The sequence below is a fragment of the Rhodococcus sp. F64268 genome, from assembly GCF_023015605.1.
Classification (GTDB): Bacteria; Actinomycetota; Actinomycetes; order Mycobacteriales; family Mycobacteriaceae; genus Rhodococcus.
On sequence record NZ_JALKAI010000002.1, the window covers coordinates 751,328 to 764,231 of the forward strand.

14 protein-coding genes are annotated in these 12,904 nt (G+C 64.6%); 5 read left to right on the forward strand and 9 right to left on the reverse strand.

Annotated elements, in window-relative coordinates; all coding sequences use genetic code 11:
• The 5 genes from MWU77_RS07825 to MWU77_RS07845 form a co-directional block, all read right to left on the reverse strand.
• Positions 1 to 468 carry a nitroreductase family deazaflavin-dependent oxidoreductase gene (locus tag MWU77_RS07825; RefSeq protein WP_247273354.1) on the reverse strand — a complete coding sequence of 156 codons (468 nt, stop codon included), beginning with the start codon at positions 466 to 468 and terminating at the stop codon, positions 1 to 3.
• 4 nt (positions 469 to 472) lie between these two features.
• On the reverse strand, positions 473 to 1,348 hold the full coding sequence (locus MWU77_RS07830) for an alpha/beta fold hydrolase (RefSeq protein ID WP_247273355.1): 876 nt from the start codon (positions 1,346 to 1,348) through the stop codon (positions 473 to 475).
• Entirely contained in the window at positions 1,338 to 1,979 is a 642-nt protein-coding gene (locus MWU77_RS07835) for a TetR/AcrR family transcriptional regulator (RefSeq protein ID WP_247273356.1), read from the reverse strand. Before MWU77_RS07835 ends, MWU77_RS07830 begins: the two co-directional genes overlap by 11 nt.
• Positions 1,976 to 3,796, reverse strand: coding sequence for an amidohydrolase family protein (locus tag MWU77_RS07840; RefSeq protein ID WP_247273357.1), 1,821 nt, complete (start codon positions 3,794 to 3,796; stop codon positions 1,976 to 1,978). The genes MWU77_RS07835 and MWU77_RS07840 overlap by 4 nt, the downstream gene beginning before the upstream one ends.
• Before the next feature lie 117 nt (positions 3,797 to 3,913).
• Positions 3,914 to 4,492, reverse strand: coding sequence for a TetR/AcrR family transcriptional regulator (locus MWU77_RS07845; protein WP_169687307.1), 579 nt, complete (start codon positions 4,490 to 4,492; stop codon positions 3,914 to 3,916).
• A 71-nt stretch (positions 4,493 to 4,563) separates the two neighbouring features.
• On the opposite strand from MWU77_RS07845, the gene MWU77_RS07850 reads away from it, so the two are divergent.
• From MWU77_RS07850 to MWU77_RS07860, 3 genes are all read left to right on the forward strand, one after another.
• A complete protein-coding gene (locus tag MWU77_RS07850) occupies positions 4,564 to 5,127 on the forward strand; it encodes a dihydrofolate reductase family protein (RefSeq protein WP_169687308.1) in 564 nt (187 codons plus the stop codon).
• 232 nt (positions 5,128 to 5,359) lie between these two features.
• A complete protein-coding gene (locus MWU77_RS07855; protein WP_169687309.1) occupies positions 5,360 to 6,442 on the forward strand; it encodes an alanine racemase in 1,083 nt (360 codons plus the stop codon).
• The gene (locus MWU77_RS07860) at positions 6,430 to 7,539 is read left to right on the forward strand and encodes a sorbosone dehydrogenase family protein (protein WP_374229826.1); all 1,110 of its coding nucleotides are present in this window, start codon (positions 6,430 to 6,432) and stop codon (positions 7,537 to 7,539) included. The genes MWU77_RS07855 and MWU77_RS07860 overlap by 13 nt, the downstream gene beginning before the upstream one ends.
• A gap of 4 nt (positions 7,540 to 7,543) precedes the next feature.
• Here MWU77_RS07860 and MWU77_RS07865 read toward each other — a convergent pair whose 3' ends face one another.
• The 3 genes from MWU77_RS07865 to MWU77_RS07875 are packed head-to-tail and all read right to left on the reverse strand — an operon-like array spanning position 7,544 to position 9,953.
• On the reverse strand, positions 7,544 to 7,996 hold the full coding sequence (locus tag MWU77_RS07865; protein ID WP_169687311.1) for a MaoC family dehydratase: 453 nt from the start codon (positions 7,994 to 7,996) through the stop codon (positions 7,544 to 7,546).
• Between the two features lie 28 nt (positions 7,997 to 8,024).
• Positions 8,025 to 8,774, reverse strand: a complete 750-nt coding sequence (locus MWU77_RS07870) for a GntR family transcriptional regulator (protein ID WP_169687312.1) — start codon at positions 8,772 to 8,774, stop codon at positions 8,025 to 8,027.
• A gap of 27 nt (positions 8,775 to 8,801) precedes the next feature.
• Entirely contained in the window at positions 8,802 to 9,953 is a 1,152-nt protein-coding gene (locus tag MWU77_RS07875) for an acyl-CoA dehydrogenase family protein (protein ID WP_169687313.1), read from the reverse strand.
• 217 nt (positions 9,954 to 10,170) lie between these two features.
• Here MWU77_RS07875 and MWU77_RS07880 point away from each other — a divergent pair, with 217 nt between their 5' ends.
• Both MWU77_RS07880 and MWU77_RS07885 read left to right on the forward strand, forming a co-directional pair.
• Positions 10,171 to 11,034, forward strand: a complete 864-nt coding sequence (locus MWU77_RS07880) for a CoA ester lyase (protein ID WP_247273359.1) — start codon at positions 10,171 to 10,173, stop codon at positions 11,032 to 11,034.
• 2 nt (positions 11,035 to 11,036) lie between these two features.
• A complete protein-coding gene (locus MWU77_RS07885; protein WP_247273360.1) occupies positions 11,037 to 12,038 on the forward strand; it encodes a MaoC family dehydratase in 1,002 nt (333 codons plus the stop codon).
• A gap of 63 nt (positions 12,039 to 12,101) precedes the next feature.
• Here the strand turns inward: MWU77_RS07885 and MWU77_RS07890 are convergent, their stop codons facing one another.
• A complete protein-coding gene (locus MWU77_RS07890) occupies positions 12,102 to 12,893 on the reverse strand; it encodes an SDR family NAD(P)-dependent oxidoreductase (RefSeq protein ID WP_169687316.1) in 792 nt (263 codons plus the stop codon).
• Positions 12,894 to 12,904: the final 11 nt, after the last annotated feature.

Consider the following 12,904-nt stretch of genomic DNA (forward strand, 5'->3'; position numbering starts at 1 on the left):
CTATGTCGGCATCAGGATGAACACCGGTATCTCACGCTCGATCCGTTCGGCGTACAAGTCGTAGTTCGGCCATGTCGCCACCAGCGCGGCCCACGCTGCCTCCCGCTCGGCGCCTTCGGCGATCCGTACCGAGACGGCGGTGACGGTGCCACGAAAGCGCACGGTAGCCTCATTCACTGCATTCAGGTTGTGCACCCACGCGGGCGGCTCGGGGTTGCCCCAGTTGGATCCCGCGACCAGCCAACCTCCGTCGTACGGCACGCAGAGCAGGGGCGTCGTCCGGGGCACACCGGTCTTCCGTCCGACGACCGTGAGCATCAGTTCGGGTAGCCCGGAAGCCGTCAGCAACGTGAGCCTGCCCCGCGTCAGCCACTGGATGGCGCGGTCCACCCCGACGATGACGCGGGCATGTCGCGGCAGCCACGGTCGAGCGCCCAGGTGGATCGCCAGCCGGCGAAGCGGGTTCACAGGTTCAGCGACCCCAACCTGCGAGCACTGTTCGGATCGCCGTGACCAGGGCAAGGGGTTGATCGAACATCGGGTGGTGTCCGGCGACGGGCAGTTCCACCATCGTCGCCTCGTGCCCCAGCTGCTCCCGGATCTGCGACAACAACGGTTCGCGGACGATGCCGTTCTCGCATCGGTAATACGTGAGGGGGCAACCTTGATGCAAGGCTTCGAGACTGCGGCGCGCCTCCCGGCCCATGCGCAGGTTGTCGAATTTCCACGACCAGCCCCCATCGACCTCCTTCAGCGATGTGCGGGCGATGTGGTCGAACACGAACGGCTCTGCTTCCTCCTGCGGAGGTACGAGCCGGAACCGCGCAACAGCGGCATCAACAGAGGGGTACACCCGCAGCGGCCCGGCGTCCGCGACCATCTTGGCACGCATCTCGACCTCCTCGGGGGTCATGTCCCGAATCGGGGAGTCGAGAATGACGACACCGGTAAGCCGATCACCGTACAGTGCCGACGCCACGAACGAGACGATTCCGCCCATACTGTGGCCGACCAGGACGGGTGGCCCGCAGATACCGCCGTGTTCGGCAGCACCGAGGACTTCATCGGCCCAATGGTCGAGGCTGTAGATCTCGCGGTGGTCGCTGTCGCCGTGTCCGCTCATATCGAGTGCGACAACGCGACGACCGCTCGCCAGCTGTGGACCGATGTGGTCCCACCAGCGCGAATGTGCCATACCGCCGTGGACGAGCACTACGCCGGGTGAGCCCGCTTCACCCCACGCGCGGTAGGCGATCCTCGCACCCGACACCGTGTAGGTTCCAGTCTCGACGGGCGCGGCAAGGGCATCCACGAACCACTGCGGAGCAGGACCGTTCTCATTGCTCATTACCCGAACCTATGCGAAGTGTGACGCTCACCAACAATTGGGCCAGGAATTCGATCCTGGGCTCTTCCTGCTCGGGCTGCGGATGCACGGTTGCGACGAGCGCTTCACCGTCGAACAGGTGGACGAGGGAGAACAGAATCATGTCGAACTCAGCGGCCCCGAAACGTTCGGCGACGGGCAGCGCACGCGCGAACTCGGCGATCGCAGCGTGATAGCGCGCCCCCATCGGGACGAGATGCTCGCGCAACTTCGAATCGGTGCGGGCAGCGCTGAGCAGTTCGTACCAGGCCGCGTTGATGGGAGCTCGTGTCGCGTCGCGAAGCAACTGCAGGCACGCGCGCACCGATTCGATGCCGGCGTCGGGCTCGCCGAGCTGTTCGAGCCCCGTCCGGAAGTTCGCGAGCTGCCGAACGCTGACCTCGTCAGCAGCCGCGACCATCAGGTCCAGGCGCGTCGGAAAGTGCCGGAATACGCCGCCCGAGGACACCCCGGATCTCGAACAGATCTCACCGATCGTGGTAGCGGCATAGCCGAGTTCGGCAAGAGACTCGATGGTCGAGTCGATGATGCGCCCGATCGTTTCCTGCCGCCGCTGTTGCTGAGTACGGCGAGTACGCGCCGGGACACTCACAGCGGATGTGCCACAGTCGTTCCCCGCACCGGCGCCGGTCCGCGCTCCTCGACACCCGCGCGCAGGAACCGCCCGGTCCCGATACTGGTCCCGTACCCCGGCACGAAACCGCCCTCGCGGAACACCACTTTCCCGGCCACCGCGGTTGCGGTGACGGCGTCGTCGTTGCGGTTGACCATCCGGCTGAGTCCACCGAACTCGTCCATTGCTGCTTCGTGGTACGCGTCCACGTCGTCGTTCAGACCCGTCGGGTCGATCACCACGAAGTCGGCACGGTCGCCGACTCGCAGATGTCCCGCGTCGATCCCGTAGAAGTCGCCGAGTTCACCGGTGAGCTTGTGGACCACTTCCCCGAGCGGCATCACAGGGGTGCCCCGCTTCTCGTTGTCATGGATTCGGCGCAGCAAGCAGATCCCGAAGTTGTAGAAGGCCATATTGCGCAGGTGCGCGCCCGCGTCCGAGAATCCGACCGTGACACCCGGGGTCCGGATCAATCGATTCGCAACCTTCTCCCGATCGTTCGCGATCACGGTGTGCCACCTGAACTTCCGTCCGTGTTCGACGACGAGGTCGAGGAAGGTGTCGACGGGGTGGAGGTTCTTGTCGCGGGCGACCTCGCCGATGGAACGGCCCACGAGTGACTCATCGGGGCATTCCGTGATCCGGGTGTCGTCGAAGTCGCGGTGCCACACCCGCGGAGAGAACTTCTTCTCGAAGTCCTCGCGGAACCACCGCCGGTACCCCTCATCCTTCAGTAGGTCGTTGCGCCCCAGCTCTTCCTTCAGATGAAGTGCGGCACGGCCCGATCCGAATTCCTCGAACACCACGAGATCGATGCCGTCGGAGTGCACTTCGAAGGTGGTGGGTAGATGCTGCCAGCGGAACATACCCTTACCGATGCGGTTGGCAGCGTAGGCGATGGGGCCGAAGATCCGGTTGACCCACCGCTCGGCCTTGGTGTCGGCGGCAGCCAGTACCGATGCCTTCATCGGGCGTCGGCCGAGGCCCGTGCTCGCCAGAGCGAAGAAGGCGACATCGTACTTGGTGTTGAGATTCGGCACCGCCTGGAGCACGCGGCCGCGGCGCCGCAGAATACGATGCAGCCGACGGAATTCCGACCACGACGCGTGCGTCGACGGGAGCGTACGAGAGCGGTAGCGGTCGCCGTCCATCTTGTCCCACGGGTTGGTCATCGTGGAGACTCCGAGGAATCCGGCGTCGAGCGCCTCGTTCACCTTGTCGTCGATGGCTGCGAGTTCGGAGCGGGACGGTGCAACAGCGGGCTCGGTGGATCGGCCGAGTCCCATCACCGACGCCCGCACATCCGAGTGCCCGATGAACGCAGCTACATTGGGTCCCAGCGGCAAGTTGTCGAGGGCATCGATGTACTCCCGCGGCGACGACCACGTTCTCATCGAGTCCAGCGCGCGCAGCACGTGGTCGCGGGGCAACGCCTCGACGCGACTGAACAGGTCCGCGCCGTCGAGTGCGTTGACATAGACGGTCGAGAGCGAGCAGTTACCCATGAGCACAGTGGTGACACCGTGCCGTACCGACTCGGACAACCCGGGCCCGACAAGCACTTCCGCATCGTAATGAGTGTGGGTGTCGATGAAGCCGGGTAGCACCCACTTACCGTGCGCGTCGACGACCTCGGTATCGGGCCCGACGAGCAGTTCGTCAGTGGACGCAACCTCGACGACGCCGTCGCGGATGCCGAGATTGCGCACGACGCCTGGCGCGCCGCTTCCGTCGAACCACAGCCCGCCACGCACGACGAGGTCGTAGCCCGTTTCGTGATCCACACCACTGGTCATGCGCAGAGCGTATTCACAGAAAGCGGACGTCCACTCTCGAAGTGGATACCGTTATTCGATTGTTACCGAAACACGCCTTTCGAGTAGGCGCAATGAGACAAGGGTTCGGACGGAACGTCAGCCCTCGGCCGGAATAGCGCGGTCGACCGCCGTTCGCACCAGATCTGCGGCGCGCTTCTCGTCGAAGATCCCCGGGAGCGTAAGGCGGTCCAGGATGAGCCAGTTCAAGGTGAGATACAAGAGAACGACGGCATCCTCGCCGCCGGGCAATCCGGACAGTCGATAGTTGCTGATATTGAACTCCAGATCAGCGCGCACCCGGTCGGTGAGCAGAGCCTGCAATTCGGGCCGCCGGGTCGCCTCGAGCCGGAGTTCGAGGATCGCGAGATAGCCCGTGCGGAATCCGGAAACCCGCTCGACCACCTCGGTCATCAATTCGGTCATGGACTCGCGCGTCTGCAGTTGCTGGGACTGCTCCATCCTCTCGCCACTGGGGACTAGTCGCTCGTAGTAGCGGTGCCCCACTTGAACGAGCAGGTCGTCGCGGTTGGAGAAGTAGTTCGACGCGGTACCGGCAGGCACCGCAGCCTCCTTGTCCACCGCCCGAAATGTCAATCCCCGCGCACCTTCTCGGGCCAGGACCTCGATCGATGCATCCAGCAAGGCCTGTCGCCGCTCAGGATTCGTCCGAACCACTTGACACCACTCCATCTGTAGTACTACGTTCAAACCACTTCAAGCATAGTACTACGAAAGGTCCGGTAATTATGCGAAGGCTTGTCTACTACGCGGCGGTCACTCTCGATGGCTACATCGCGGGCCCCGAAGGAGAATTCGACTTCTACCCGGTAGCCGACGACATGTCGTGGATCAACGAGCGATACCCGGAATCGGTCCCGACCCCGCTGCGCGAACTCGTCGACATGCCGGCCGATACACCGAATCTGCAATGGGACACCGTGGTGATGGGTCGCCACACCTACGAGGCCGGCGGCATGACCAGCCCATACGACCACATGATGCAGTACGTCGTCTCTCGCACACTCGAACCGGTGGACAACCCGCAGGTGAAGATCGTCGACACCGATCCGGTCGAACTGGTCCGCACACTCAAGGAGCAGGAGGGGCTCGACATCTGGCTGTGCGGAGGTGGAAACCTCGCAGGTCAGCTCATCCACGAGATCGACCGACTGATGTTCAAGAGCTACCCCGTGATCGCAGGAGGCGGACTCCCGGCGCTGTCCGGGAACTTCAGCCCGACGCGGTTCACCGTCACTGCGCGCCGGGAATTCAGCAACGGCATGCAGCTCACGTGGCTCGACCGCGCCTGAATCGACGCGCCCTCACCGAAAAGTCCGGCTACCCGGCCGCCCCACATCCCGAAAGGCAGTATCCCAATGCGAAAGCAGCACAGCACCTACCCGACCCGGATCCACCAGCAGCGCTCGATGACACGAACGGTGTCTCCTCGCGTGATCACACCCAGGGGCGGAACGCAGCGGACCGGGCGACGCGGAGCCAGGTAGCACACCCACGCTTCCGCGTGCGACTACGGTCGAGATGATGATCGCCTTTCCTTCCATCGACGTCACCCCCGCACTCCTCGTCGACCGCGCCGTCCTCGACGGCAACATCGCACGCATGGCAGCATCGGCGCGCGAACGCGGTCTCGATGTACGACCGCACGCCAAGACCCACAAGTGCATCGAGATCGCCCATCTCCAACTCGCCGCAGGCGCGCGGGGACTTACCGTCGCGACGGTGGCCGAAGCGGAAGTCTTCGCTCGAGCCGGGTTCGACGACATCTTCATCGCCTATCCGCTCTGGGTCGACGCCGCGCGCGGCGCACGATTGCAAGCCCTGTCCGAGACCGTGCAACTGACTGTCGGAATCGACTCCGCGGCCGGAGCTCGCGCACTTGCCGAGCACTGCGACACGTCGATCGGGGTACTGGTCGAGATCGACAGCGGACACCATCGGACAGGTGTTGCACCCGAACAGGCGGGCGAGGTCGCGGGGCGGGCGCGCAGGCTGGAGCTGAATGTGCTGGGCGTGTTCACTTTTCCCGGGCATTCGTACGGTCCGGGCCTGCCTCACGTCGCCGGTGCCGAGGAGACCGAGTCACTCGCCGTCGCGGCCGCGGCATTGCGCGACGCCGGTATCGATCCCGTGGTGATCAGCGGCGGCTCGTCGCCTACCGCCCTCATCGAGACACCCACCGTCTCGACCGAGCTACGCCCGGGGGTGTACGTGTTCGGGGACGCTCAGCAACTCGAACTCGATGCGGTGACCGAATCCGATATCGCACTCACCGCGTTGGCGACGGTGGTGTCGGCCCGGGGCGAGGTGGTGGTGCTCGACTCCGGAAGCAAGACACTCGGCGCCGACCGTGCACCGTGGGCCACCGGATACGGCCGTATTCTCGGCGAACCCGACGCGCGGATCACTGCCCTTTCGGAGCATCACGCCACCGTGCAGTGGCCGAATGCCGGCACCCGGCCCGACCTCGGGCAAAGGGTGCGGGTGATTCCGAATCACGTTTGCAACGCGGTCAATCTCGCGGACGAGCTGATAGTGGTGGACGGACGCCACGCCGATGCGGTGATGGACCGATGGCGGGTCGCTGCACGAGGATGTACCACGTGACATCCGTATGGTTGCGCCGCGTCGCCCTCTTCGCCCTGACGGTTCCGCTCATCGCGTGTTCGTCTTCGGAGGATGTGCCCGCGACACCCACTCCCGCGATCACAGCCCCCACACCGCAGGTCACGGACACCGTCGCATCCGGTCTCGACACACCGTGGGGTGTCGCGTTTCTTCCCGACGGAGCAGCTCTCGTCACAGAACGCGACTCGGGTCGCGTCCTCGAGATCGGCGCAGACAAGCAGGTTCGAGAGATTGCGAGGATCGCCGGTACGGTCGCGCAGGGGGAATCCGGCCTGCTCGGCATTGCGGTGTCACCCACATTCGACACCGACCGGTTCGTATTCCTCTACGTCACAACCTCTTCCGGAAATCAGATTTTGCGTGTCACGTACGACGGAACGACTCTCACCGGCCATCAGGTGATACGCGACGGCATCCCTGCCGCACGAGTCCATGATGGCGGCCGGCTGCAGTTCGGACCCGACGGCATGCTGTACGCCGCGACCGGCGAAGCAGGCAATCCCCCTCTTGCACAGGATCCGGCATCGCTCGGCGGGAAGATCCTGCGGATGACCATGGACGGTGAGCCTGCGCCGGGTAATCCCGACCCGGTCTCGCCGGTGTATTCGCTCGGTCACCGCAATGTGCAGGGACTGGCGTTCGATGACGACGGCAGATTGTGGGCGTCCGAATTCGGGCAGAACGATGTGGACGAGCTCAACGAGATCGTAGCCGGCGGCAATTACGGCTGGCCCGAGGTCGAGGGCAGCAGTGGCAGGGATGAATACATCGACCCCGTCGTGACATGGCCGGTCGCTCAGGCGTCACCGTCCGGGATCGCCTACGACGACGACAACCTGTGGATGGCCTCGCTGCGGGGAGAACGCCTGTGGCGCATCGGTATCGCGGATTCAGGTATCGCCGATTTCAGCACAACCGAGTTCTTCACGGGTGAATACGGGAGGATGCGAACCGTCGTCACCGCACCCGATGGCTCACTGTGGTTGACCACGTCGAACCGCGACGGCCGCGGGGAACCCACAGATGACGACGACCGCATCCTCCGTATCGAGAATCCCAGTCTCGAAAATCCCTGACAGATCAGGGAACAAGCACGACGATCGTCTCGGCGACGAGTGCCGGCTTGCTACCGCCTTCGATCTCGATAGTGTAGCCCACGACGAGATTGGCGCCCTTCGCGGTGCGCTCGAGCGACTTGAACTCGGCAGAGGCGCGAACCTTTGAACCCACCGGGACCGGCGCGGGAAACCGCACTTTGTTGGCGCCGTAGTTGACCTTCATCTTCAGGCCGTCGAGCGAGAAGATCTGTGTGCCGAGGACCGGAAGCAGCGACAGCGTGAGGTAACCGTGGGCGATCGTCGCACCGAACGGACCGCTCGCAGCCCGCTCGGGATCGACGTGGATCCACTGGTGGTCGCCGGTCGCATCAGCGAAGAGGTTCACCCGTTCCTGAGTGATCTCGAGCCAGTCGCTCTGGCCGATGGTCTCGCCGACCGCCTTCTCGATCTCGTCGATTCCGTTGAAGACCCGCATGTTCGCCTCCTGTAGTTGGTATGTGGCGTCAGTGCCCGGAACGCCGGAGAGTGACGCGATAGGTGTAGTGCTCGGGCAGGAAGTAACTCACCGACAGTTCGGTGGGTATTCCTGCCTCGTTCGAGTACAGACGGTCGACCCGCAGCAGCGGGTGCCCGACAGCACAGTTCAGAACCTCGGCGACCTGCTCGGATGCAGGTGCGACGGTGATCGATTGTGCGGCTTCGACGATCGGGCTGGCGAGATACGGCTCGAGCAACCCGATCACGGTGTTGCGGCTGGATGCACCGAGCTGCAGCGCAGGTTCGTCCAGTACATCCGCCGCAATCTCATCCGGTAGATGGATTGTGGTGTGCACGAACGGTATCCCATCGTGTACTCGTCGCAGGACGACCGAGTACAGCAGATCGGTGTCGAGGCGCAATCGACTCGCTGCATCGATATCGACGCCGCGCTTCAGCGGCGAGACGATCTCCATGACCGTGTCCGCCGACAACGCGAGCAAATCTTCGATCGAGCCGAGCTGCCGACGGTAACGCCGCCCCGACTCGTTCGCGAACGTACCCCGACCGGGCACGCGATAGACGATTCCGTCGGCAACCAGGTCCTGGAATGCCCTGCGCACGGTCTGTCTGCTCACTCCGTGCTGCTCCGCAAGCTCTGCCTCCGTCGGCAGACGCACACCGTCGTTGTACCGACCGGCGTCGACAGCGTCGCGCAACTGACGCGCGAGTTGCGCGTATGCGGGTTCCGTCGTCTCGCGTGTTCTGCTGTCCATGACGGAGAAGATCCTAGTGGGCGGCGCTCAGAGTCCGCCGCGCGCCACGAGCTGCGACGCGATCACATTGCGCTGAATCTCATTGGTCCCCTCACCGACGATCATCAACGGCGCATCACGGAAATACCGCTCCACGTCGTACTCCGTCGAATACCCGTACCCACCGTGGATCCGCACCGCATTGAGCGCGATCTCCATCGCGATCTCCGAGCAGTACAGCTTCGCCATCCCCGCTTCCATATCGCAACGCTCACCGCTGTCGAACTTCTCCGCCGCATACCGCGTCAACTGACGCGCCGCCGTCAGCTTCGTCGCCATCTCGGCGAGATAATTACCGATCGACTGATGCTTCCAGATCGGCTGCCCGAAACTCTCCCGCTGCTGCGCGTACGCCAACGAATCCTCCAGCGCCGCCGCAGCCACACCCAGCGCCCGCGACGCGACCTGCAACCGGCCCGTCTCGAGGCCCTTCATCATGTGCCCGAACCCCTTGCCGGGCTCACCACCGAGAATCGCGTCCGCCGAGATCCGGTAATTGTCGAAGCTCAGTTCACACGATTCGACACCCTTGTATCCGAGCTTGGGCAGATCCCGCGAGACCGTCAGGCCGGGACCGTGCTCGACGAGCACCACCGAGATGCCCTTGTGACGCGGAGTGGCCTGCGGATCGGTCTTGCACAGCAGTGCGATCAGACCCGCACGACGCGCGTTGGTGATCCACGTCTTCGCCCCGTTGATCACCAGGTCGTCGCCGTCACGCTTGGCGGTCGTGGTCATCGCCTGCAGATCCGAACCACCACCGGGCTCCGTGAGCGCCATCGTCGCCCGGATCTCACCGGTCGCGAGCTTGGGCAAGTACCTACGCTTCTGCTCCTCGGTACCGAACAACGCCAGCAGCTTCGCGACCACGGTATGTCCGCCCATCGCACCCGAGAGCGACATCCACCCGCGCGCGAGTTCCTCGGTGACCTGCACGTAGCACGGCATAGACACCGGCGATCCGCCGTACTCCTCGGGCACCGCGAGCCCGTAGATGCCGATCTGCTTCATCTGCTCGATCCACTTCTCGGGGTACTCGTTCGCGTGCTCGACTTCCTGCACCGACGGCTTGACCTCGCGGTCGATGAAGTCGCGGACGGTCTTGACCAGGAATGTTTCTTCGTCGTTCAGATGGCTCACGGAAGTCCTTAGGCTCGTCGTGGTCCCGGCCGCGGGGACGCACACTTTGTACGGCCATTTTGAGGACCATTGCCGAGGCTTGTCAATCGCGCACCCTGCCGAATCAACACTTCGAACCAGTGATATCAGTGATCGGTGCCGCTACCGATACCTATAGAAGTAGCGCATCACGGCACAATGGCCGTACATTTGACCACGTTCCCTACCGTCGAATTCCATGAGGTTCCCCGTGACTTCCGAGCAACATCTTCGCCGGCGAGCGGTGCTCGTCGCCCCCGGCTCCGATGAACGTAAGGCCGGCAAGGCCCTTGCATCCGTCGCCGACGAGGTCGTTCTCGATCTCGAGGACGCTGTCACTCCCGACTGGAAGTCCGCTTCGCGCGACCTCATCGCCCCCCTGGTCCGTACGTACGGCGCCGGACGCACAGTGTCTGTGCGCATCAACGGACGCGGCACCGAGTGGTTCGAGGACGACCTGCGCGCGTGCGCCGAACTCGGCGACGCGCTCGCGTCGATCGTGTTCCCCAAAGTCGAGAGCGCCGACGATCTCGTCGATGCCGACCGCATCCTGGGCAAGGACTCCCCCGTCGGGATCCAAGCGCTCATCGAAACGCCCGCCGGTGTCCAGAACATCGACGAGATCGTCGTGGGCCCACGCGTCGCAGGCGTGATCATCGGCTACGCCGACCTCGGTGCCGCTCTCGGACGCGCACGCACCGCAGCGCCCGAACACTGGTTGTATGTGCAAGACCGCGTCCTGCATGCGGCGCGATCAGCAGGCGTGCAGGCCATCGACGGCCCGTTCCTCGGTATCGCCGACGACGCGGCGTTCCAGCACTCCGCACGGTGGGTTTCCGACCTCGGATTCGACGGCAAGTGGGTCATTCACCCCGCGCAGATCGATTCCGCCACGGCAGCATTCACTCCCACCGGCGAGCAGGTCGAGGCCGCCCGCAAAGTTCTCGCAGCACTCGAAGAAGCCGAAGCACGCGGCGCCGGAGCAGCGCAGTTGGACGGCCAGATGCTCGACGAAGCTGTCGCCGTCGCTGCCCGCCGCACCCTCACCAAGATCGGAGCCTGAGCATGGCCACCACCCCCTCCTACGTCGGCGGGCCCTACTTCGACGAGCTCACCGTCGGCCAGGTCTTCGACACCGCCCCCGCCGTGACCCTCACCGACGGTCTCGCTGCCGCCCATCAGAGCATCCTCGGTGACCGCTTCCGCCTGCCCCTCGACAAGCACCTCGCCACTCGTGTCGCGAAAGGCCCGGTCGCGCACGCAGGTTTCGTCACCGACATCGCGATCGGCCAGTCGACTCTGGTCACGCACCACGTCAAGGCCAACCTGTTCTACCGGGGTCTGCGCTTCCGCCGGTTCCCCTACATCGGCGACACCCTGTACACCACAACCGAGGTAGTGGGACTGAAGGAGAACTCGGCGAAGCCCGGTCGCAAGCCCACCGGTCTCGCCGCTCTGCGGATGAACACCGTCGACCAGGACGGCAATACCGTCCTCGACTTCTACCGATGTGCCATGCTGCCGCTGAGCGAGAACCCCGACGAGAACAGGATCGTGCATGCCGACGACCTGTCGGCGATCGGACCGCAGGACGAGCCGCAGTGGACCTCCCCCGAGGGATGGAACCTCGACGAGTACCGGTCCTCGGTGCCGGGCGCGCATTTCGATGCCTCGCTGGCCGGCTCCGTCCTCAAGTCGAGCGGCGACGTCGTCTCGAGCGCACCGGAGCTCGCTCGGCTGAGCCTCAACATCGCCGCGACCCATCACGACGAGCGCGTCGGTGCGGCGGGGCGGCTGGTGTACGGCGGGCACACCATCGGTCTGGCGCTGTCCCAGGCGTCACGGGCGCTGCCGAATCTCGTGACGGTGCTCGGCTGGAAGTCGTGCGATCACACCGGCCCCGTCCATGAGGGCGATACCCTCACCAGCGATCTGCATGTCGAGTCCGCACAACCCCTCGCGGGGGGCGGGGGCGTGCTGAACCTGCGCTCGCTCGTCTATGCGCACCGCGCGGGCGCGGAGCCTGCGCCGGTGCTCGATTGGCGATTCACGGGACTCATGGCCTGACAGCGCATGGAATGACGAAAGGGCGGACCAGGATTCCGGTCCGCCCTTCGCTGTCCATACCACTCAGAACGCGCTACGACCACCGTCGACGGTGTAGATGCCGCCTGTCACCCAATCGGCTTCGTCGCTCGCGAGGAACAATGCCACCGAAGCGAGATCGTCCGGCGTACCGAGGCGGCGAAGCGGGAATCGATTCGCGACCTCGGCGTCGATCGCGGTCTGGTCGGCATCGGCGTCGGCCGCACCACGGTCGACACGAGACCGGTACACCAACGGTGTGGGGATCGTGCCCGGGCAGATTGCGTTCACTCGCACGTTGTCCGGCCCGTAGGTCACCGCCATCTGCTTGGTCATGGCGATGACACCGCCCTTGGCTGCGGTATAGGGGAAGATTCCGGGCAGGCCGATCAGGCCACCCATGCTCGCCTGGTTGATGATCGACCCGGTACGTCGCTCGATCATGTGCGGCAGCGCGTATTTCGATGTCAGCCACACCCCTTTGAGGTTCACACCGATCACCTTGTCCCACTCGGCTTCCGTCGTGTCCGCGGCGTTGCCTGCACCATTGATTCCGGCGTTGGCGAACACGACATCGAGGATGTCGAACTCTGCGAGCGTCTCGGCGATCATGCGCTGGGAATCGGCATCGGAGGTGACATCTGCGGCCACTGCCAGTGCGCGTCCGCCCGACGCACGGATTTCGTCGGCGACCTGCTCGGCCGCGGCGAGGTCGCGATCGACCACGGAGACGGCAGCGCCTTCTGCCCCGAAGCGGAGCGCGGTCGCCCGTCCGAGGCCGGATCCTGCACCGGTGATGAGTGCTGTCTTACCGGCGAGGCGTCCGGTCGAAGCCATGAGTGTGCCTT